Origin of the sequence: Xanthomonas protegens (genome assembly GCF_038442435.1) — a bacterium.
Taxonomy (GTDB): domain Bacteria; phylum Pseudomonadota; class Gammaproteobacteria; order Xanthomonadales; family Xanthomonadaceae; genus Xanthomonas_A; species Xanthomonas_A sontii.
Genome location: NZ_JAQJCQ010000002.1, coordinates 77,761 through 97,671 on the forward strand (window position 1 = coordinate 77,761; position 19,911 = coordinate 97,671).

The following is a 19,911-nucleotide window of genomic DNA, read 5'->3' on the forward strand; positions in this document are numbered from 1 at the left end:
GCGGCTTCAGCCGCGACGGGCGTGCCAGCGAAAGCCCGGTCGCCGTGCTTCAATCGCGAGCATCGCCATTCCCGCGAGCGCTTCCCGCACCGCAACTCGCTCGGCGATGGTTCAAACGTACTGCGTCGGCCCACGCGGACCTGGCACCGGGGAGTCGACGTCGCCGACCGGGTCCTGGATCGGCGGAATGGTCGGATCGGTCGGTTGATCGGGGATCGGATCGATCGGGCGGTCCGGGGTCGGGTCAACGCCCGGATTCGGCACCTGGCCCGGCACCTCGTTCGGTGGCTGCTGCGGGTCCTGGCCAGGATTGGGGGATTGCATGTGCATGAGCCTCTCCGTGCGATGGCGTTCCAGGGTGCGCGCCATGGCAGCGCGTGCGGGTGAAGCGCATGCCAAGGACGGATGAAAGGCGGGCCGATCCGTGCGCCTTGCCATCGCGGTTGGCACGCCCGCCGCTGGCGCGGACTCCGACGCTCCGGCATGCTGGCGCCGCATGCACCGCTACGATCTGGTCATCTTCGATTTCGACGGCACCCTGGCCGATTCGTTCCCCTGGTTCCTGGCCACGATCAATGGCGTCGCCGACGCGTTCGGCTTCCGCCGCTTCGACGTGGAGCGGCTGGACGAAATCCGCAGCCTGAGCGCGCGCGAGCTGATGGCGCGCAGCGGCCTGCGCTGGTGGCGGGTGCCGGCGGTAGCGCAACGCATGCGCACGCTGATGAGCGCGCAGATCGAGCGCATCGCCCTGTTCGACGGCGTCGCCGAGCTGCTCGCGCAGCTGGCGCAGGCCGGGGTGCGGCTGGCCCTGGTCACCTCCAACAGCCACGCCAACGTCGAGCGCGTGCTCGGCCCGGCGCTGCTGGCGCAGTTCCGCGACGTGCGCTGCGGCGCGGCGGTGCTGGGCAAGCGCCGCAAGCTGCCCGCCAGCCTGCGCGCCTGCGGCGTTCCCGCCGCGCGGGCGCTGTGCGTGGGCGACGAGATCCGCGATGCCGAGGCCGCGCGCCAGGCCGACATCGCCTTCGCCGGTGTCGCCTGGGGCTACACCTTGCCGGCCGCCTTGCAGCCGCACACGCCGCTGCCTTTGCTGCAGCGGCCGGAGGCGTTGCTGGCGCTCGTGCTTGGCGCCGGTGCCTGCGCGCAGTCGCGTCTGGCGCAGGCAGGCGCGCGCGGCGCCTGCGCGGCCGTGGGCGGCGACGCATGACGTGGTTGCAGTATGTGGTCGCGGGCGTGATCGCGGTCGTCTTCTTGGGCAGCGCCGCCCTGTCGATGGGAGCGCTGTATCGCATGGGGCGCAACCAGGTGACGGACCTGCTGGAGGCTTCGTTCCGTGAGCAGGCGTTTCCGGGCGAGCACGGGCCGTTGCGTGGCAGCGACCTGACCGTGGTCAAGCGATCCAGGCAGACCATCGAGGGCAGCTATGGTCATGTGTATTCGATCGCGCCGGGTGCCGCGCTGCGGACCGCCGATGCGTTCTGGTACTGCGTCGGGCCGGGACCGAGCTGGTTCCTGGCCATTCCGGTGGTGACCTCCGGCTTAGGCCGCGCGCAGGTGCAGTGGATCGTGCGGCCGATGACCGAGGGGCGCATGCGTGTGGCGCTGCAGTTCGACCGCAAGGCGACCCGGCTGGCCTTCGGCACGCGACCGGCCGCGCGCTGAGTCCACCGACCCGGGCGAGGCAGACAGGCGCGCGCGGCGCAAAGGGAACTGCTCATCGCGTCGTCGCGCCGTCCATTGTTCCCCGCCGTGCCCAGTGGCATGTGCCGCGACCGACGCTGCGGCATCCAGGGGGCGCACCGGGAGCCTTCGGATTCGGCCACGCCATGCGCCGGCTGGCGCGGCCGGACGCCGAGCGGAATTGCTGCACTGCAGGTTGATTGTTCACTTGTGATTGCTATATTCATATGCGAACAGTCGCGGTGCCCGTTGCCATCCCGGGCGTGCATGCTGCGGCCATAACCCACCGCGCCCGATCCCGGGCAGAGGCGTGCCATGCGTAACCCCAGCAACTCCCGTCCCTCGCGCGTCCGTGGGCGATCCGCTGTGGCCGTCGTTCCGAGCGTGTGCGCATGGCGCTGAGCGCTGTCGCCGCCGACGCCACCCTGGCGCCGCGCGCGCTGGGTCGCAGCGGCGTGCAGCTGTCCACGCTGGGCTTCGGTGCCGCGCCGATCGGCAATCTGTATGCCGAGGTGGACGACGCGGTGGCGCTGGTCGCGGTGGCCGACGCCTATGCCGCCGGCATCCGCCATTTCGACACCGCGCCGTACTACGGCTATGGGCTGAGCGAGCAACGCCTGGGGCAGGGCCTGCGCGGGCTGCCGCGCGCCAGCTACACGCTCTCGACCAAGGTCGGGCGCTGCGTCTACGACGATGCCGCGGCCGCGCCAGGACGCGAGGGCTTTGCCGTGGCCGGACGCCGCGCCGAATTCGACTACAGCCGCGACGGCGTGCTGCGTGCGTTCGACAGCAGCCTGCAACGGCTCGGCACCGATCACATCGACGTGCTGCTGCTGCACGACATCGGCCGCCTGACCCACGGCGAGCGCCACCCGGCGATGCTGCGGCAGGCGCTGGACGAGGCGCTGCCGACGATGGCCGCGCTGAAGGCGCAGGGCGCATGCCGGGCGATCGGCATCGGCGTCAACGAGGAAGACGTGGCGGTGGAACTGATGCCGCTGTTCCCGCTCGATTGCGTGATGCTGGCCGGCCGCTACACCTTGCTCGAACAGCACGCCGCGCAGCGGATCATGGCGCAGGCGCTGCAGCGGCAGATCGGCATCCTGGTCGCTGGGCCGTACAGCTCGGGCCTGCTGAGCGATGCGCGCGGGCCGGGCGACACCTACAACTACGCACCGGTGGATCCGGCCACGCTGCAGCACGCGCAGCGCCTGTTCGCGGCCTGCGCCGCGCACGGCGTGGACGTGGGCGCTGCGGCGCTGCAGTTCCCGCTGGCCCATCCAGCGGTGAGTGCGGTGGTCGCCGGCATGCGCACGCCGGCCGAAGTGGCCAGCGCCGCCACGCGCCTGCGCGCGCCGATTCCCGCTGCGCTGTGGCAACAACTGCGCGACGACGGCCTGCTGCGCGCGCCGGTGCCGACGCCGTGAACATCATCGACGCCCATGTGCATTTCTGGCGCCTGGCGCGTGGCGACTATGCCTGGCTGACGCCGGAGCTGGGCGTGCTGTACCGCGATTACCTGCCCGAGGACCTGGCCGCGACGCTGGAGGCGCAGGGCGTGACCGCGCTGGTGGCGGTGCAGGCGGCGCAGAGCGAGGCGGAAACGCGCTACCTGCTGCAACTGGCGCAGGCCGAGCCGCGCATCGTCGGCGTGGTCGGCTGGGTGGAGTTCGAGGCCGCCGACGTCGCCGCGCGCATCGCCGCGCTGTGCGCCGACGGCGCCGGCCTGCTCAAGGCACTGCGGCCGATGGTGCAGGACCTGGCCGATCCGCAGTGGCTGGCGCGGCCGCAGCTGGATGCGGCGTTCGACGCGCTGCTGCAGCACGATCTGGCCTTCGACGCGCTGGTGCGTCCGCTGCACCTGCCGGCGCTGCTGGCGCGACTGCAGCGCCATCCGCAGCTACGCGTGGTGCTGGATCACGCCGCCAAGCCGGCCATCAGCGGCGCCGATTTCCAGACATGGGCCGACGGCGTAGCGCAACTGGCGCAGCACCCCAACGTGGTGTGCAAGCTGTCCGGTCTGCTCACCGAACTGCCGGCCGACGCCACCATCGACAATCCCGCGCTTGCCCCCTACGTGGCGCATCTGTTCGCCTGTTTCGGCCCGCAGCGGCTGCTGTGGGGCAGCGACTGGCCGGTGCTGACCCAGCGCGCCGACTACGCCGCCTGGATGGCGCTGGCGCGGGCCTGGGTCGCGCAGCACGCCGGCGATGACGCCGAGGCGGTGTTCGCCGGCACGGCGCGGCGCGTCTATCGCCTGTCCGATCCGATTGCTTCCTCCCCCACCTGGAGTCCCGCCGCATGACCACGTTCGCGTTCGTTTCCGGGAGCCGCGCATGAGCGGCCGTCTGCAAGGCAAGCGCTGCCTGATCACCGCCGCCGGCGCCGGCATCGGCCGCGAGAGCGCACTGGCCTGCGCGCGCGAAGGCGCGCAGGTGCTGGCCACCGACATCGACGCCGCCGCGCTGCAGGCGCTGGCCGCCGAGGCCGATGGCATCGTCACGCAGACCCTGGACGTCACCGATGCCGCCGCGATCCAGGCGCTGGTGGCGGCGCAGCCGACCTTCGACGTGCTGTTCAATTGCGCCGGCTACGTGCACCAGGGCAGCATCCTCGACTGCGACACGCCGGCGTGGAAGCGTTCGTTCGCGATCAACGTCGATGCCATGTACTACCTGTGCCAGGCGGTGCTGCCGGGCATGCTCGCGCAGGGCCGCGGCAGCATCGTCAACATGTCCTCGGTGGCGTCCAGCATCAAGGGCGTGCCCAATCGCTTCGCCTATGGCGTGACCAAGGCGGCGGTGATCGGCCTGAGCAAGGCCATCGCCGCCGACTACGTGGCCAAGGGCATTCGCTGCAACGCGATCTGCCCGGGCACGATCAAGACGCCGTCGCTGGGCGAGCGGGTCAAGGCGCTGGGCGGCGACGAGCAGGCGGTGTGGAAGAGCTTCACCGACCGCCAGCCGATGGGCCGCCTGGGCGACCCGCGCGAGATCGCGCAGCTGGTGGTGTACCTGGCCTCGGACGAATCCTCGTTCACCACCGGCCAGACCCACATCATCGACGGCGGCTGGTCGAACTGACCGCGCCTTCCCACTACGACAGAGGATTTCCCCATGAAACTGCTGCGTTACGGCGAACCCGGCCACGAACGCCCGGCCCTGCTCGATGCCGACGGCCACCTGCGCGACCTCTCGGCGGTGATCGACGACGTCGCCGGCGAGCATCTCACCGCCGCCGGCCTGGCCAGGCTGCGCGCGCTCGATCCGACCACGCTGCCGCAGGTGGATGGTGAAGTGCGCTACGGCGCCGCCGTGGGCCGCGTCGGCAAGTTCATCTGCGTCGGCTTGAACTATGCCGACCACGCCGCCGAGTCGGGCATGGCGGTGCCGGAGATGCCGGTGCTGTTCATGAAGGCGACCAGCGCGATCAGCGGCCCCAACGACACCGTGACGATCCCGCGCGGTTCGCTCAAGACCGACTGGGAAGTGGAGCTGGGCGTGGTGATCGGCGATACCGCGCGCGACGTGTCGGTGGAGGACGCACTGGCGCACGTCGCCGGCTATGCGGTGATCAACGACCTGTCCGAGCGCGCGTTCCAGCTCGAGCACGGCGGGCAGTGGGTGAAGGGCAAGAGCTGCGACGGCTTCGGCCCGATCGGCCCGTGGCTGGTCACCGCCGACGAGGTGGCGGACCCTCAGAACTTGTCGATGTGGCTGGAGGTCAACGGCCACCGCTACCAGAACGGCAGCACCCGCACGATGGTGTTCGGCGTGGCCGAGCTGGTCAGCCACATCAGCCGCTACATGACGTTGCTGCCGGGCGATGTGATCAGCACCGGCACGCCGCCGGGCGTGGGCCTGGGCCAGAAGCCGCAGGTGTACCTGAAGCCGGGTGACGTGATGCGGCTGGGCATCGAAGGCCTGGGCGAGCAACGCCAGGCCGTCGTGGCGCATCCGCGCGACGCGCAGTAAACGACGCGCGAGATGCAAAGCCCCTCTCCCTCCGGGAGGGGGGTTGGGGTGAGGGTCCGGGGCGAAGCCACCTCGCCATGCATGTGGCTTTCGCTTCCGCGCGAGCGCCACGTCCGCGTGCGGTTACTTCGTTCTTGTTTTGCAGCGTCGGTGACATCACTGCACCACCGCACCCTCACCCCAACCCCTCTCCCGGGGGGAGAGGGGCTGCTCCATCGTTCTTTTTAGCTGTTCCTCATTACCGCCTCACCCACCAGGATCCCCATGAGCAAAATCGTCGCGCTCGAGACCTTCGACGTCCGTTTCCCCACCTCGCGCGAACTGGACGGTTCCGATGCGATGAATCCGGATCCGGATTATTCGGCCGCCTATCTGCGCCTGCGCACCGACGCCGACGACGGCCTGGCTGGCTACGGCCTGGCCTTCACCATCGGCCGCGGCAACGACGTGCAGAGCGCGGCGGTGGCGGCGCTGGCGCATCACGTGGTCGGCCGCGACGTGGAGACGGTGATCGGCGATCTGGGCGGCTTCGCGCGCAGCCTCACCGACGACTCGCAGCTGCGCTGGCTGGGCCCGGAGAAGGGCGTGATGCACATGGCCATCGGCGCCGTGGTCAACGCCGCCTGGGACATGGCCGCGCGCCGCGCCGGCAAGCCGCTGTGGCGCTTCATCGCCGAGCTGTCGCCGGAGCAACTGGTGGCCGCGATCGATTTCCGCTACCTGAGCGACGCGCTGACCCCGGACGAGGCGCTGGCCATGTTGCGCGACGCCGAACCGCTGCGCGCCGAGCGTATCCAGACCCTGCTCGAACAGGGCTATCCGGCCTACACCACCTCGCCCGGCTGGCTGGGCTATTCCGACGAGAAGCTGGTGCGCCTGGCCAAGGAAGCGGTGGCCGATGGTTTCCGCACCATCAAGCTCAAGGTCGGCGCCAACGTGGAGGACGACATCCGCCGCTGCCGCCTGGCGCGCGCCGCGATCGGCCCGGACATCGCCATGGCGGTGGACGCCAACCAGCGCTGGGACGTGGGCCCGGCGATCGCCTGGATGCGCCAGTTGGCCGAATTCGACATCGCCTGGATCGAGGAGCCGACCAGCCCCGACGACGTGCTTGGCCACGCCGCGATCCGCCGCGGCATCGCCCCGGTGCCGGTGTCCACCGGCGAGCACACCCAGAACCGGGTGGTGTTCAAGCAGTTGCTGCAGGCCGGTGCGGTGGACCTGATCCAGATCGATGCCGCGCGCGTCGGCGGCGTCAACGAGAACCTGGCGATCCTGCTGCTGGCGGCCAAGTTCGGCGTGCGCGTGTTCCCGCATGCCGGCGGCGTGGGCCTGTGCGAACTGGTGCAGCACCTCGCCATGGCCGATTTCGTCGCCATCACCGGCAAGATGGAAGACCGCGCGATCGAGTTCGTCGACCACCTGCACCAGCACTTCGTCGATCCGGTGCGGATCGTGCACGGTCGCTACCTCGCACCGACCGCACCGGGTTTCTCGGCCGAGATGCATGCGACTTCGGTCAGCGAGTTCCTGTATCCGGATGGCCCGTTCTGGAGCGCGGATCTGGCGGCGCAGGGCGGCTGAGGTTTGCAGTGCAGGTGCGTTTCCGCTGACGGAAGCGCACCTGCGGCGTCAAAGCGGTCGCGGCTGAAGCCGCTCCTACGACAGCGCCAGTGGCCCCGCATCGCTTTCCGTAGGAGCGGCTTCAGCCGCGACGAGCGAAGCGGCAATTTAACCGGCTGCACCAGCAGTCAAGACCGACATCCCCGCTCGCAAACGCCTCAGCCCGCGCCCTTGCGCTCCTGTTCCGCCACCGCCGCCTGCAGCGAAAAGATCTGCAGCGCTTCGCGCCATTTCTCGCCGGGCGCCGAGCCGGGCAGGGGTTTCTGGAAGCGCCACATCAGCTCCTCCCACGCCTGCACGCGCGGATCGGCGGCGTCGGCGACGGCCTTGGCCGCGGGCGAATAGTCCTCGTCCACCTCCATCAGCATCACCAGGCGGTCGCCGTAGCGATGGATGTCCAACTCGCGGATGCCGGCGGCGCGCAGCGAGGCGACGATCTCCGGCCAGACGGTGTCGGGACGGTGCCAGCGTTCGTATTCGGCGATCAGCGCCGGGTCGTCGTGCAGGTCCAGCAGGTAGCAATGACGCGGCATGGCTCAGGTTCCGCGGGCAGAGGGAAGGGGCGTCACGCGGTTTCGCGCCGCATGCAGCGCGAAGCCGAGGATCACCGCGAAGCCGATCGCAGGCACCGCGAGCGCCCAGTGGATGCCGGCATGGTCGGACACCGCGCCCATCACCGCGGTCAGCGCGGCGCCGCCGATGATCGCCATGACGATCAGCGAGGCGCCCAGCTTGCGCGCGTCGTCGTCCAGTCCGTCCAGGCCCAGGGCGAAGATGGTCGGGAACATCACCGACATGAACAGGCTGCTGGCGACCAGCGCATACAGGCCGATCCAGCCGGGCAGCGCGACCGCCACCGCGCACAGCAGCAGGTTGAGCAGGGCGAACACGCCCAGCAGCCGCGCCGGCGCCAGGAAACGCAGCAGCGCGGTGCCGATGAAGCGGCCGGCCATGAACAGCACCAGCGACAGGGTGAGGAAATCGGCGGCGGTCTTCTCCGGGGTGCCGGGCACGCCGTCCTGCAGGTAGCGGATCAGGTAGCTCCAGATGCCGACCTGCGCGCCGACGTAGAAGAACTGCGCGACCACCGCGAACACGAAGCGGCCATTGCGCCGCAGCTGGCCGAAGCCGCCGGCGCGCGCGCCATCGCCACCGGCACGGGTGGCGGGGAAGCGGGTCAGCCCGATCAGCAGCGCCCACAGCAGCACCACCGCACCGATGATCAGGTACGGCGTCTGCACCGCCAGCGACTCGGTGGCGAAGAACGCCTCGCGCGCGGCCGGCGCCATCGCCGCCAGTTCCTGCGGCGTGTGCTCCACGCCGGACAGGATGAAGTGCTGGCCGACCAGGATGCCGGTGATCGAACCCAGCGGGTTGAACGCCTGCGCCAGGTTCAGCCGCCGCGCCGCGCCCTCGGCCGGGCCGAGCACGGTGACCAGGGGATTGGCGGTGGTTTCCAGGAAGGCCAGGCCGCTGGCGATGACGAACAGCGCCAGCAGGAACAGCCAGTAGGTGTGCACCTGCGCGGCGGGGTAGAACAGGAACGCGCCGACCGCGTACAGCAACAGGCCCAGCACCACCGCCGCCTTGTAGCTGTAGCGGCGCATGAACATCGCCGCCGGGATCGCGAACACGAAGTAGCCCAGGTAGAACGCGCTCTGCACCAGCCCGGCCTGCAGGTCGCTCAGCTCGAAGGCCTTCTTGAACTGCTTGATCAGGATGTCGTTGAGGTTGTTCGCCATGCCCCAGAGAAAGAACAGGCTGACGATCAGGACCAACGGCGCAAGCGCGGTCCGGGTGAGACTGGCGGGCGCCGGTGCGGCGGATTCGCTGCTGTAGTGCATTGCCGCCTACCCCTCCCAAGGTGTGCCGCGTCGCGTTCGGATTGTCGGCGGAGCGTACTGCGCCGGCGAGTGCCATGCAAATATAAAATTTGAGTTCATATGTGGATGGCGGCGCGGTCTCGGCCTATGAGCTGCAGGCCGCAGGCGGTGCGAGCTGGTGCGGCGTCCCTGTACCCTAGTCCTCTTCACCTGCTGCCGGGTCCTCGACGGAATGACCACCCCCTTGCCCAAGTACCGCGCGCCCGCCCTGGACAAGGGGCTGGACATCCTGGAGCTGCTGGCGCGCGACGGGCGGCCGATGAGCATGGGCGAGATCTCGCAGGGCATCGGCCGCTCGCGCGGCGAGATCTTCCGCATGCTGCAGGTGCTGGAAGAGCGCGGCTACCTGACCCGCGCCGCGGGCGAGGGCGGCTACACGCTGACCAACCGCCTGTTCATGCTCGGCATGCAGCAACCGCGGGTGCAGAACGTCACCGAAGTGGCGCTGCCGGTGATGCGCGCGCTGGCCGACGCGATCCGCCAGCCCTGTCACCTGGTGGCACCGTCGGACGACCAGATCGTGGTCATCGCGCAGATGGACGTGCCCAGCGACCTCGGCCTGGTGGTGCGCCCCGGCCACCGCCGTCCGTTCGCGCATTCCACCTCCGGCCTGGTGCTGTTCGCGTTCCAGCCGGCCGACGCGCAGGCGCAGTTGCTGCAACGCCTGGACGCCAGCGAGGTGGCCTACGACCGCGCCGCGTTCCTGGCTGCGGCGCAGGAAGTGCACGCGCTGGGCTACAGCATCCATCCCAGCGAGGCGGTGGTCGGCGTGATCGATCTCACCGCGCCGATCCTGCAGCACGGCGTCGCCCGCTACACCCTGACCGTGCCTTTCATCGAACGCCGCCCGCAACCGATCGACGCACAGGCCGCGATGCGCGCGGTGTGCGATGCCGCGGCGCAGATCAGTGCGGCGTTGGCGTAGGTGTCGTGATCCTGGCGAGTCCGGGGCTGGGATGCGATGGCGGCGTGCAAGAAGCGAGTGGAGCGCGTAAGCCCCGCGATCGCGATCCGTGGCATGCTCAACGCTCGGTGGCAGTGCTGGGGAGCATAGTCCATGCGTTGGCATAGCAGCCGTGTTTGCGTCGGTTCGAGGCTAGCCATTCATTCAAGCCGAACCCGCGTCGTGGTGCGGTTAACTCAGGTGCTAGGCGGCATATGAACATTGCACGCGCATTGTGTTCGACTTGGATCGCGCTCGCCGCGCTTTCGGCGAATGCTGCGCCGGTGGTCAGAATCGATGGGAGCTCACCGGATCGCTTCGAGCGCTCGCATGCCGAGCTCGTCGCGTCTCTTTCTCCGCAACAGCGGCTGCGGCTCAGCCTCGCGGAGATCGTCTATCTCGAATCAAGGCGGTGCTTGGGCAGGCGTCAGGCGCATGCCGATTCCTTCGTGGAGCAGCAGCTTGGCGAGCAGGTAGATCTCGCACCCTGTCGAAAGGCGTTGCACGGTCTTGGCTACCTGGAAATCATGGAGCGCAGCTATCCTCCAGGCGGCGGTTCTGGTCCAGAGGCTGTGCCGCCTAACAGCACTCCCAAGTCGAAGCCGCTTCGCGGCGCTGGCCAATTCTGGCGTTAGGGCACACACATGATTCTTTCGCTCTTGATCCAGATGGCGACTGGTACGCCACCTATGCCGCCGCCGGCTGTCCGCGGGTTCTGCACCCCGGTTCAGCCGGAGCTTGCCAAATTTCAGGTTGATGAGGACTACCACGTGATCGGCCAGCAGCGTCGCACCGGAAAGCTCTACTCCGGCACCCTTCGCGTACAGCGGGTTGGAAGCCACTACCAGTTGGTCAGAGTTGTCGGCGGCAAGAGCGTGCGCGGTGTGGCTACGCCGGTGGCATGCGGGCCAGACGAAGTCCACCTGTTGCAGATCCGCTACGCGAACGAGCCAGCGTTCAACTGTAAAATGAGCGTGAACTATGACAACTATTCGGTGGCTAGCTGCGGTCCTGGCGGCCGAGACGGCTGGGCGGTCACCGGCTTGGAAGCGTGGTATCCCAACGGTACGCCCTAATCATTCGTCCGAGACGATGCCGTTTCGCTATGTGCCTCAACTCGGGTGATAGGCAGCAATGGCAGATAAATTGGAAGTTCAACGGCGCAAGCAACTCCGCAGGGCAGCGGAAGCCAAGCAGCGCGAATCCGAGGAGAGCAGCCTTCCTGTTCCCAGGGAGACACTTTGGGCGCTATTCGACTACTTGGACATGTCGCTTGCAGTCGGTTGCGACCATTCCTTGCGGCTGACGGAACAGTTCCTTGCGTCCCGCGAGATTCGGCCGGAGTTGCTGGTGGCATGGCTTGGAGAGTACGGCGGCTTCTGCGACTGCGAAGTGCTGTCCAATGTAGAGGAGCGCTGGGGCAGGCAGTGATGTGCTTGCTGTCTGACGGTTCCTTCGAGCCGACGCCGCCTCGCGGCTCGGCTTAACTCAGGTGTTATGCAGCACGGAGAGAACGAGGCTATCGTGGACTACAAGAAAAAAATTCACGCGCACATCCAAGTGGCTGCCGATGAGCTCCTCGCCTTTGTGCGCAGCTGTGAGGCGGACTACGTTGAACGATGGGTTCCCACGGTTCACGTCAAAGACGCCCTGGAGCTGAACTTTGTCGCCACGCCGCAGCAAGGACGGCAGTACGGCCCGAAGGGCTGGCTGTTCGCTATCCTCGCCAGGGTGCTCGAAGATCAAGGCGTGCTTGAACACAAGAAGGTTGGCAACCGTTCCTACTGCAGATCAAGGGCTGCTGCCTAACAATCGATCCAAGCCGGCGCCACTTCGTGGCGCGGCTTAACGCAGGGTAGGCCGCCTGACCCGTCTGCGACGTGCAGCGCTGGGAGGCCTCACTGACGTGCCGCCACCCGTGCGTCGACCATGCGAAGCATCCCTCGTGCCGCTGTTCTCGCGCCGCGTACCGCGCGCGCGGCAAGGTCAGCGCATGCCCTCGCCTGCGCTGCATGCCCACATGTGCGCCACACCGCTGGAATGCGCGCCCACGGTGCACGTGACTCGATCCCCAGCCTGATCACGCAGTCGCTGTACGTGCGCGCAAAGCGTTGACCTGTGCGCCACCGCTGCGCAGCCTGCAGGGAACACGGCGACACGGACACACGGCATGGCACGGCGGTTTCCCTGGAGTTGGTTGGCGGTGCTGGCGGCCTGCGCGTTGGTGCTGGTGCTGGCCTGGCAGAACCGCGGTCTGCGCGAGGAACGGCGCTGGTTCGTCACCCGCACCACCGAGCCGTACTTGGGCATGTACGTGCCGCGCATCGCCGCTACCACGTTGGACGGTGCGCCGCTGACGCTGGGTGAGCCGGCGGCCGAGCGGCAGGTCCTGTTCTTCTTCACCACCACCTGCCCGTACTGCAAGCGCTCGGCGCCACAGATGGTGCAGGCCGCGCAGCGTCTGGCCGCGCAGCAGCCCGACGTGCAGGTGCTGGGCGTGTGCCAGTGCAGCCCCGCGCAGGCGCAGCGCTACGCCGCCGAGCACGGCTTTACGTTTCCGGTGACCACGTTGACCGACCGCCGCGCGCTGATGCTGTTCCGCGCGCGCAATGTGCCGACGCTGCTGGCGCTGGACCACGAAGGACGCGTGCGCTATGCGCGCGTCGGCGTCTTCGATACCACGGAGCGGATGCAGGACCTGATGGCCGCAGTGCGTCGCACGGATGCGCCGCCGGCCTTGGCAACCATCGAGGAGTAAGCCATGAAACAGCGTTGGACAGCGTTACGCAACGGGATGCTTGCGGCCGTGTTCCTGGCCAGCATGGGCTTCGGCGCGGTGCAGGCGACCGCCGGCGACGGCATCGAGAAGGAGGCGGCCTGCAGCGCCTGGGCGTGCCAGCAGGAGTGCGCACCGTTCGGCGGTGAGCTGGGGCCGGGCGGGCCCGGAAAGCCGCTGGTCTGCTACTGCTGCGGCTGAGCCGTGTCCGGAGCCGGCCGCGCCAGGCCGGCTCCGGCATCGGGGCCGCGATGGCGGCGATCAGGGATCGCAGTGAGCATCTGCCGCGGTGCGACTCCGTCATCACTCCGCCAACCTGCAAGTCGCTCCCGGTGCGCGCGATTGCGCCCTGCATCCTGGTCATCCACCGCCGATTCACGCAGGTTTGCGCGCTGGCTGGGCATGGTGGAACGCAGACCAACCAGGAGCGTTCCATGACTTCACCTCTTCATCCCGTCCGCCTGACCCTGCTTGCCGCGCTCACCGCTGTAGCGCCGAGCGGCTGCGGCAAGCCTGGCGACCAGGCCTCGCGCACCGCACCGGCCACCTCGCCGGAGCCCACCGCCGCGCCGGTCGGTGGCGAAAGCGGACGCGCACCGATCGGCGGCGACGCCTCGGCCAAGGCGATGCTGCAGGTGTTGGAGGGCAACGTGGTGGCGCTATCGAAGCAGGCGCTGTCGCGCAACGTCAGCAAGACCGTGGCCGACTTCGCCCGCGAGACCATCGCCCTGCACCACGACGCCGACCCGGCCACGGCCGGCAAGGGTGGCCCCGGCGATGCGGAGAAGATCGCCGCGCAGGTGGCCAAGGGCCGCGCGCAGTTGCAGGCGCTGGGCGATGAAAAGGACAACTCCGCCTACATGAACGCCTACGCGGCGGCAGTGGTGCGGCAGTACTCCGACGCGCTGTCGGTGATCGATGCCGAACTGGTGCCGGCGGCCAAGGAAGACGCCACCCGCCAGGAACTGCAGCAGGCGCGCAAGCGCATCGCCGAGCAACTGGAGCGCGCGCAGGCGCTGGCCTCGGCCCGCTACTGAGCACCTAGCCCCTCTCCCGTTGGGGCGACAGGGTGCGGCCTGCGCGCCACTGGCGCGCGCACCCTGGAGCGCCCGCGCCGCAAGCGCGGGCCGGGGCGCGGAGCGGGGGCTGGGGTGAGGGTACGGCGCGAAGCGACTCGCAGAATTCAGGCGCACGAGGCTGCGCCAATAGCCTCGTCCGGCCCGCGGGGGCACCTTTCCCGAGCATGGGGGCCATGCCCCCGAGGGGGAGAAGAAACAGCCGCTAGGGCGCGCCATCAATCCCTGAGCATGCCGCGCCGCGATTGCGTGCGCCTGTGGCTAGGAAAAGCGAGGCCGAGCGATGACGCGCCCATGGCGCGTCCAGCTACCAGGCCCAACGCGGCATCCCCGGCGACCGGCGACACGCCCTAGCCGTCGGCGGCGATCGCCTGCAACGCCGGCCGCTCCTCGCGCCCATCCGGATGTCGCGCGAAGCGGGTCGGGTCGCTGCCGTGCACCGGCGCCTCGTCCTGCCATGGCCAGCCGCCGAACTGGGTGCGGCGATAGTCGGCCATGGCCTGGGCGATTTCGGCCTGGGTGTTCATCACGAACGGACCGTGTTGGGCCACCGGTTCGGCGATCGGTCGGCCTTGCAGCACCAGGAACTCGCTCGCCTCGCTGTCGCCATTGACCAACTCGACCGCCTGATCGGCGCGCAGCTCGATCGCCGCATGGCGGGTCACCGGGCGCCCGCCCACGGTCACCGCTGCGCCCTTGAAGAAGTACAGGCTGCGGCGCGTGCCGCGGCCTTGCGCGGCGGGCAGGGTCCAGCGTGCGCCGGGTGCCATGCGGATCGTCCAGATGGCCACATCGGCATCGTCCTGCGCGGCCCACGAATCCGGTGGCGGCGCGAGCGGGCCGCCGGCGCTGCCGGGCGCGGCGTCGACCGGGCCGATGCGGCCGGCCACGCAGGCCACCTCGGTGGTGCGACCGGCGTCGTCGGTGGCGGTGAAGCGCGGCAGGTCTTCCGACCAGAACATGGTGAAGTGCGGCGCGGCCAGCTTGTTGCGCGCCGGCAGGTTCAGCCAGATCTGGAACAGTTCCAGCGGGTTGGGCGCCGCCGTGTCCAGCAGCGGGAACATCTCCGAATGGACGATGCCCGCGCCGGCCGTCACCCACTGCACGTCGCCGGCGCCGAAGCGCGCCGCCGCACCGAGCGAATCGGCATGGTCGATCAGGCCCTTGCGCACGATGGTCACGGTCTCGAAGCCGCGGTGCGGATGACCGGGAAAGCCGGGAATCTCCTCGCCGTGATACATGCTCCAGCCGTCCTTGCGGCTGAAGTCCTGGCCGATGGCGCGGCCGTGCAGGGACGCCGCCGGCCCCATCGCGCCGTTGCCGGCGGGGTAGGCATCGTCGTGGTAGACGCAGAACAGGAACGGGTCGAGCGTGTCCCAAGGGAAGCCGAGCGGCTTGATCTGGACGATGGGGTCGGTCATGGAGAGATCCTTCGTGCGAACGCCACCCGAGGTTGAAGGCGGCAACCCTCACGATATGGGGCGATGCCGACGGAACGGAAGGCCAGTCCGAAAGACATCCTGTCCCGCACGGGAAACACTGGGATGCGCCGCCGCCGCGTCCGTGGCGATGGCGCCGGCGCGGTGGCCGGCCGCGTCGCATGCGCCGAGCGAGCGAACCCGGCAGTCAGCGGGGCGCACTGAATGCCTGCTGGGGCGCAACCGCTGATCTGCGCCTGCACGACCCGTGCGTCATTGCACTGTCATCTGCCGCGACCAGCATCGCAGGCTTTTCCGATCCTGCGAGCGCCTGGTGCGTCCCGAACCCTTGCCGGCCCTGTCGCGGCTGTTCCTGCAATGGCGGCCGTCGCTGAGCCGCTATTTCCGCAAGCGCCGCGCCGCGGCCTGGGATGCCGACGACCTGCTGCAGGAAGTGTGGCTGCGGCTGCAGCGCAGCGAGGCGCATGCGCCGGAGATCGCCAATCCCGAAGCCTACCTGTTCACCATCGCCGCCAACCTGATGCGCGAGCACGCGCTGCTGCATCAGCGCAGCAGCCAGCGCGACACCTGCCTGGACGATGTGCTGGAGCGGCTGGCGGTGCCCTGCGAGGCCGATGCACAGGTGCACCGCGCGCAGCGCCGGCAGCGCCTGGCGGAACTGATGGCGCGGCTGCCGCCGAAGTGCCGCGCGGCGATGGTGCTGCGCTATCGCGACGAACTGGGCTACCAGGAGATCGCCGAGCAGCTGCAGATCTCCAGCCACATGGTCAAGAAGTACATCATCAAGGGCCTGGCGGTATGCCGGCAGGGCATGGCGCGCTATGCGTGAGGATCCGCAGCGCGTCGCCGAGGCGGCCGCGGACTGGTACCTGGCGCAGCGCGAGTCCACGCTGCCGCCGGCGCGGCAGGCCGAATTCCTGGCCTGGCTGCGGCAATCGCCGGCGCACGTGGCCGCCTATCTCGACATCGCGCGGATGCATGGCGACCTGCCGTCCGCGGCGCAGGCGCAGCAGGCCAGCAGTGCGCAACTGCGCGCGCATGCCTTGCGCAGCGGGGCGGTGGTGGTGCCGCTGCGCCCGGACGTGGACACGCCGACATTGGTGTCCAACCCGCGCCGTGTCCTGCCACGGCGCAGGCGCTGGCCGCTGGCGGCTGCCGCCGTGCTCGCGCTGGCCGCCGCGGGCGTGGCGTTGCGCCTGAGCGCGCCGGACCCGGTGCAGGCGACGGTGTACCAAGCACCGGCGGACGCGGCGCGCAGCGTCGCCCTGGACGACGGCAGCGTGGTGCAACTGGAGCGCGGTGGCGCGATCGCGGTGCGCTACGGCACGCAGCGTCGCGACATCACCCTGCTGCGCGGCAAGGCGGTGTTCGATCTCGGCCACGATCCGGCGCGGCCGCTGCGGGTCAGCGTCGGCGCGCTGGTGCTGCGCGACGTCGGCACCGTGTTCGGGGTCGACCCGCAGGCCGGCGGCGCGCGCGTCACCGTGCTGCAGGGGCGGGTGCAGGTGTCGCGCGATACCCCGGCGTGGTGGCGCCGCAGCGACCTGCCGTCGGAAGGAGCGACGCTGGCGGACCTGGGCGGCGGCCAGCAGGCGCGGGTGGATGCGCAGGGCCGCGTGCTGGCGCGGCGCGACCACGCCGACATCGCCGACGCCACCGCCTGGCTGCCGGCGCAGGTCGGCGTGCACGATCGCAGCCTGGGCGAGGTGGCGCGGCTGTTCAACGCCTACACCACGCAGCCGCTGCGCATCGCCGACCCGGCGCTGGCGGCGCGGCGGGTCAGCGGCGTGTTCCACCTGCGCGATCCGGAGGCCTTCGTCGCCTATCTGGGCAGCCTGCCGGACGTGCAGGTGCAGCGCGATGCGCACGCGGTGACCATCCGTCACGCACCGGCCCCGCTGTAAGAAAAAATTCATGCAATCGACGGTAGCCGCACGGCGCACCGGGGCACTCCTAGGAAGCATGGCCGTCGCGCAGCACGCGCGGGGCCGCCCTTCCTCCCCTCCGGTGTGATCGTCATGCGCAAGCCTCTCGTCGTCTCCATCGCCCTGCTGTTGGGCTGCACGTCCTCGCTGCCGGCCTGGTCGGCGCCCGCAGCCACCGCCTCGGCCATCGCACCCATGCCGCTGGCGCAGGCGCTGGACCAGTTCGCGCGCAGCAGCGGCCTGCAACTGATGTACGACCCGGCGCTGGCCGAAGGCCTGCGCAGCAGCGGCGCGCCGGCCGGCCTGGCGCCACCGCAGCAGTTGCATGCGCTGCTCGCCGGTACCGGCCTGGACTACCGCATGCTGACCCCGGGCTCGGTCGCCATCGTGCGCAGCAGCGTCGCCGCCGCGCCGGCCGCCGCCCCGCGCGCGCCACGCAGTGCCGCCCCGGCCCGCCCCGACGCCGATGGCGAGCACGACGGCCCGCGCGAACTGGCGCCGATCAACGTCACCGCCAACAGCGTCGACACGCTGGCGCCCAGCGCCGCGCCGCTGGAGGCGAGCCAGCCGACCTCGGTGATCGACGAGCGCTTCATCCGCGACGGCCTGCGCCTGAACTCGAACTACGACGACATCATCAAGTACGCGCCCAGCGTGGTCACCACTTCGCCGGAAGGACCGGGCCTGGGCAAGAACGAAGGCGTCAGCATCCGCGGCTTCCAGGACGGCCAGTTCAACATCACCTTCGACGGCATCCCGTTCGGCGATGCCAGCGACCTGCACCACACCACCTCGGCCTACTTCAACAACCACGTGCTTGGCCAGGCCGAGATCGACCGCGGCCCCGGCGGCGGCGCCACCATCGGCAACGCCACCTTCGGCGGCACCCTGGCGCTGCGCACGCGCAACCCCAGCGAGGTGGATGGCGTGACCGTGTACGGCACCGGCGGCAGCTGGAACACCTGGGCCGGCGGTGTCAGCGCCGACGAGCACATCGGTAACACGCGCCTGTTCGCCGACCTGTCCAAGGAAGCCAGCGACACCTACCTCAAGGGCACCGACGACCGCCGCGAGCATGCCTTCCTCAAGACCGTCACCGATCTGGGCGAGGCGACCACGCTGACCCTCGTCAGCAGCTACAACCAGGAACACCAGAACACCGTGCAGGGCGCCACCCGCGCGCAGATCGCGCAGCATGGCTGGCGCTACGGCCTGGGCAACGATCCGACCCTGCAGAACTACACCGGCTACAACGCCGCCGCCTACTACTCCAGCTTCACCTACCTGGGCCTGAGCACGCGCCTGGGCGACTGGGACCTGGACAACAAGGTCTACTACAACAGCTTCGACCACACCGCTTCCAAGACCAGCATCCCCACCAGCGAGAGCGCTGCCGACAATGGCGTGACCTTCTACAGCGCGACTGGCAAGAAGCTGTCCAAGGCCGCCAAGGACGTGCCGGGCAAGCTCTCGGACAACGATTTCCGCGCCTTCGGCGACGTGCTGCGGCTGGCGCGCGACCTCGGCCCGGGCCAACTGCAGACCGGCGTGTGGGTGGAGCGCAACCTGGACGAGCGCCAGCAGTTGCCGGTGGACATGACGACCGGCGCGGCCAGCGGCACCAAGTACGGCCCGCTGTACAACTACAACCTGCACGACCGCACCGACACCCTGCAGCCCTACCTGCAGTACGACTGGAAGCTCAGCGACAGCCTGACCCTCAGCCCGGGCCTGCGCTACGCGCGGGTGCAGCGCCAGCTCGATGCCGAGCTCAACAAGAGCACGCCGCCGGCGCCTGCGCACAGCACGGCCAGCTACGACGCCACGCTGCCGTCGCTGAGCCTGCACCAGGCCTTCAACGAGCACTGGAGCGGCTACGTGCAGGCCGCGCGCGGTTTCCTGGCGCCGCCGATCGACGTGATCGAACTCAACGGCACGCGCGGCCTGCGCCCGGAACTGACCAGCAACTACCAGCTCGGTACCAGCTATGCCGCGCGCGGCCTGACCTTCGGTGCCGACGTCTACTACATCGACTTCAGCAACTACATCAGCCAGACCCTGGTCAACACCGACAGCGGCACCGAGAGTGCCTTCGTCAACGGCGGTGGTGCGGTATATCGCGGCGCCGAGGCCGAGGCCACCTACGCGCTGACGCCGATCCTGAGCCTGTACGCCAACGCCAGCTACAACGAGGCCACCTACAAGCACAGCAGCACCCAGGTCGCCGGCACGCCGCGGGTAACCGCCGCCCTGGGCCTGCTGTACAACAGCGGCACCGGCTACTTCGGCTCGCTGATGGAGAAGGTGGTGGGCGCGCAGTACGGCGTCGACAACACCACCACGGCCAGCGGTGCCACCGTGTTCGGCAACGACCAGCGCCTGGGCGGCTACGCCAGCCTGGATGCGGCGCTGGGCTACCGCAGCACACACGGGCCCTACGGCCTGAAGGGGTACTCGATCAGCATGGACGTCAACAACCTGCTGAACCGGCATGCGCTGATCGGTTACGCCGGCACCCGCTCCTCCGACAACCAGCCGCTGTACTTCGGCCTGGCCGGGCGCGGCGTGTTCCTCGACCTGTCGCTGAAGTTCTGA

The 19,911-nt window shown here is 69.4% G+C and carries 22 protein-coding genes; 18 read left to right on the forward strand and 4 right to left on the reverse strand.

Translation table 11 applies throughout. From position 1 onward, the window contains the following. Positions 1 to 111 precede the first annotated feature (111 nt). A complete protein-coding gene (locus PIQ37_RS04150) occupies positions 112 to 330 on the reverse strand; it encodes a hypothetical protein (protein ID WP_026143701.1) in 219 nt (72 codons plus the stop codon). A 166-nt stretch (positions 331 to 496) separates the two neighbouring features. Here PIQ37_RS04150 and PIQ37_RS04155 point away from each other — a divergent pair, with 166 nt between their 5' ends. From PIQ37_RS04155 to PIQ37_RS04185, 7 genes are all read left to right on the forward strand, one after another. Next, the gene (locus PIQ37_RS04155; protein ID WP_342072479.1) at positions 497 to 1,204 is read left to right on the forward strand and encodes an HAD-IA family hydrolase; all 708 of its coding nucleotides are present in this window, start codon (positions 497 to 499) and stop codon (positions 1,202 to 1,204) included. After that, entirely contained in the window at positions 1,201 to 1,659 is a 459-nt protein-coding gene (locus PIQ37_RS04160) for a hypothetical protein (RefSeq protein ID WP_342072480.1), read from the forward strand. Before PIQ37_RS04155 ends, PIQ37_RS04160 begins: the two co-directional genes overlap by 4 nt. Positions 1,660 to 2,069: 410 nt before the next feature. Then, complete coding sequence (locus PIQ37_RS04165) at positions 2,070 to 3,104, forward strand: aldo/keto reductase (RefSeq protein ID WP_342072481.1); 1,035 nt, start codon at positions 2,070 to 2,072, stop codon at positions 3,102 to 3,104. Next, a complete protein-coding gene (locus PIQ37_RS04170) occupies positions 3,101 to 3,982 on the forward strand; it encodes an amidohydrolase family protein (protein WP_342072482.1) in 882 nt (293 codons plus the stop codon). The genes PIQ37_RS04165 and PIQ37_RS04170 overlap by 4 nt, the downstream gene beginning before the upstream one ends. A 31-nt stretch (positions 3,983 to 4,013) precedes the next feature. Further along, on the forward strand, positions 4,014 to 4,760 hold the full coding sequence (locus PIQ37_RS04175) for an SDR family oxidoreductase (protein WP_342072483.1): 747 nt from the start codon (positions 4,014 to 4,016) through the stop codon (positions 4,758 to 4,760). 33 nt (positions 4,761 to 4,793) lie between these two features. Continuing rightward, positions 4,794 to 5,651 (forward strand): fumarylacetoacetate hydrolase family protein, encoded by an 858-nt coding sequence (locus PIQ37_RS04180; protein WP_342072484.1) that lies wholly within the window; start codon positions 4,794 to 4,796, stop codon positions 5,649 to 5,651. Positions 5,652 to 5,915: 264 nt separating this feature from the next. Next, positions 5,916 to 7,235, forward strand: coding sequence for an L-fuconate dehydratase (locus PIQ37_RS04185; protein WP_342072485.1), 1,320 nt, complete (start codon positions 5,916 to 5,918; stop codon positions 7,233 to 7,235). A gap of 197 nt (positions 7,236 to 7,432) precedes the next feature. Here the strand turns inward: PIQ37_RS04185 and PIQ37_RS04190 are convergent, their stop codons facing one another. Continuing rightward, on the reverse strand, positions 7,433 to 7,807 hold the full coding sequence (locus tag PIQ37_RS04190) for an L-rhamnose mutarotase (RefSeq protein ID WP_342072486.1): 375 nt from the start codon (positions 7,805 to 7,807) through the stop codon (positions 7,433 to 7,435). 3 nt (positions 7,808 to 7,810) lie between these two features. Continuing rightward, the gene (gene fucP / locus PIQ37_RS04195; RefSeq protein WP_342072487.1) at positions 7,811 to 9,118 is read right to left on the reverse strand and encodes an L-fucose:H+ symporter permease; all 1,308 of its coding nucleotides are present in this window, start codon (positions 9,116 to 9,118) and stop codon (positions 7,811 to 7,813) included. A gap of 211 nt (positions 9,119 to 9,329) precedes the next feature. Between fucP and PIQ37_RS04200 the strand changes: the two genes are divergently transcribed. From PIQ37_RS04200 to PIQ37_RS04235, 8 genes are all read left to right on the forward strand, one after another. Next, positions 9,330 to 10,082: an IclR family transcriptional regulator gene (locus PIQ37_RS04200; protein ID WP_342072488.1), complete on the forward strand. Its 753-nt coding sequence runs from the start codon at positions 9,330 to 9,332 to the stop codon at positions 10,080 to 10,082. 233 nt (positions 10,083 to 10,315) lie between these two features. Further along, positions 10,316 to 10,735 carry a hypothetical protein gene (locus PIQ37_RS04205; RefSeq protein WP_342072489.1) on the forward strand — a complete coding sequence of 140 codons (420 nt, stop codon included), beginning with the start codon at positions 10,316 to 10,318 and terminating at the stop codon, positions 10,733 to 10,735. 9 nt (positions 10,736 to 10,744) lie between these two features. Beyond that, entirely contained in the window at positions 10,745 to 11,176 is a 432-nt protein-coding gene (locus tag PIQ37_RS04210; RefSeq protein WP_342072490.1) for a hypothetical protein, read from the forward strand. A gap of 58 nt (positions 11,177 to 11,234) precedes the next feature. After that, the gene (locus tag PIQ37_RS04215) at positions 11,235 to 11,531 is read left to right on the forward strand and encodes a DUF2695 domain-containing protein (protein WP_017911548.1); all 297 of its coding nucleotides are present in this window, start codon (positions 11,235 to 11,237) and stop codon (positions 11,529 to 11,531) included. A gap of 93 nt (positions 11,532 to 11,624) precedes the next feature. Further along, positions 11,625 to 11,909: a hypothetical protein gene (locus tag PIQ37_RS04220; RefSeq protein WP_232760274.1), complete on the forward strand. Its 285-nt coding sequence runs from the start codon at positions 11,625 to 11,627 to the stop codon at positions 11,907 to 11,909. A gap of 388 nt (positions 11,910 to 12,297) precedes the next feature. Then, entirely contained in the window at positions 12,298 to 12,858 is a 561-nt protein-coding gene (locus PIQ37_RS04225; RefSeq protein ID WP_267117010.1) for a peroxiredoxin family protein, read from the forward strand. Positions 12,859 to 12,861: 3 nt separating this feature from the next. Continuing rightward, on the forward strand, positions 12,862 to 13,077 hold the full coding sequence (locus tag PIQ37_RS04230) for a hypothetical protein (protein WP_026143700.1): 216 nt from the start codon (positions 12,862 to 12,864) through the stop codon (positions 13,075 to 13,077). A gap of 233 nt (positions 13,078 to 13,310) precedes the next feature. Further along, positions 13,311 to 13,913: a hypothetical protein gene (locus tag PIQ37_RS04235; protein ID WP_342072491.1), complete on the forward strand. Its 603-nt coding sequence runs from the start codon at positions 13,311 to 13,313 to the stop codon at positions 13,911 to 13,913. 389 nt (positions 13,914 to 14,302) lie between these two features. Here PIQ37_RS04235 and PIQ37_RS04240 read toward each other — a convergent pair whose 3' ends face one another. Further along, positions 14,303 to 15,373 (reverse strand): pirin family protein, encoded by a 1,071-nt coding sequence (locus tag PIQ37_RS04240; protein ID WP_342072492.1) that lies wholly within the window; start codon positions 15,371 to 15,373, stop codon positions 14,303 to 14,305. A gap of 331 nt (positions 15,374 to 15,704) precedes the next feature. On the opposite strand from PIQ37_RS04240, the gene PIQ37_RS04245 reads away from it, so the two are divergent. From PIQ37_RS04245 to PIQ37_RS04255, 3 genes are all read left to right on the forward strand, one after another. Next, positions 15,705 to 16,220 (forward strand): RNA polymerase sigma factor, encoded by a 516-nt coding sequence (locus tag PIQ37_RS04245; protein ID WP_043094463.1) that lies wholly within the window; start codon positions 15,705 to 15,707, stop codon positions 16,218 to 16,220. Further along, entirely contained in the window at positions 16,213 to 17,295 is a 1,083-nt protein-coding gene (locus tag PIQ37_RS04250) for a FecR family protein (protein WP_342072493.1), read from the forward strand. The genes PIQ37_RS04245 and PIQ37_RS04250 overlap by 8 nt, the downstream gene beginning before the upstream one ends. A gap of 114 nt (positions 17,296 to 17,409) precedes the next feature. Further along, on the forward strand, positions 17,410 to 19,911 hold the full coding sequence (locus tag PIQ37_RS04255; protein ID WP_342072494.1) for a TonB-dependent receptor: 2,502 nt from the start codon (positions 17,410 to 17,412) through the stop codon (positions 19,909 to 19,911).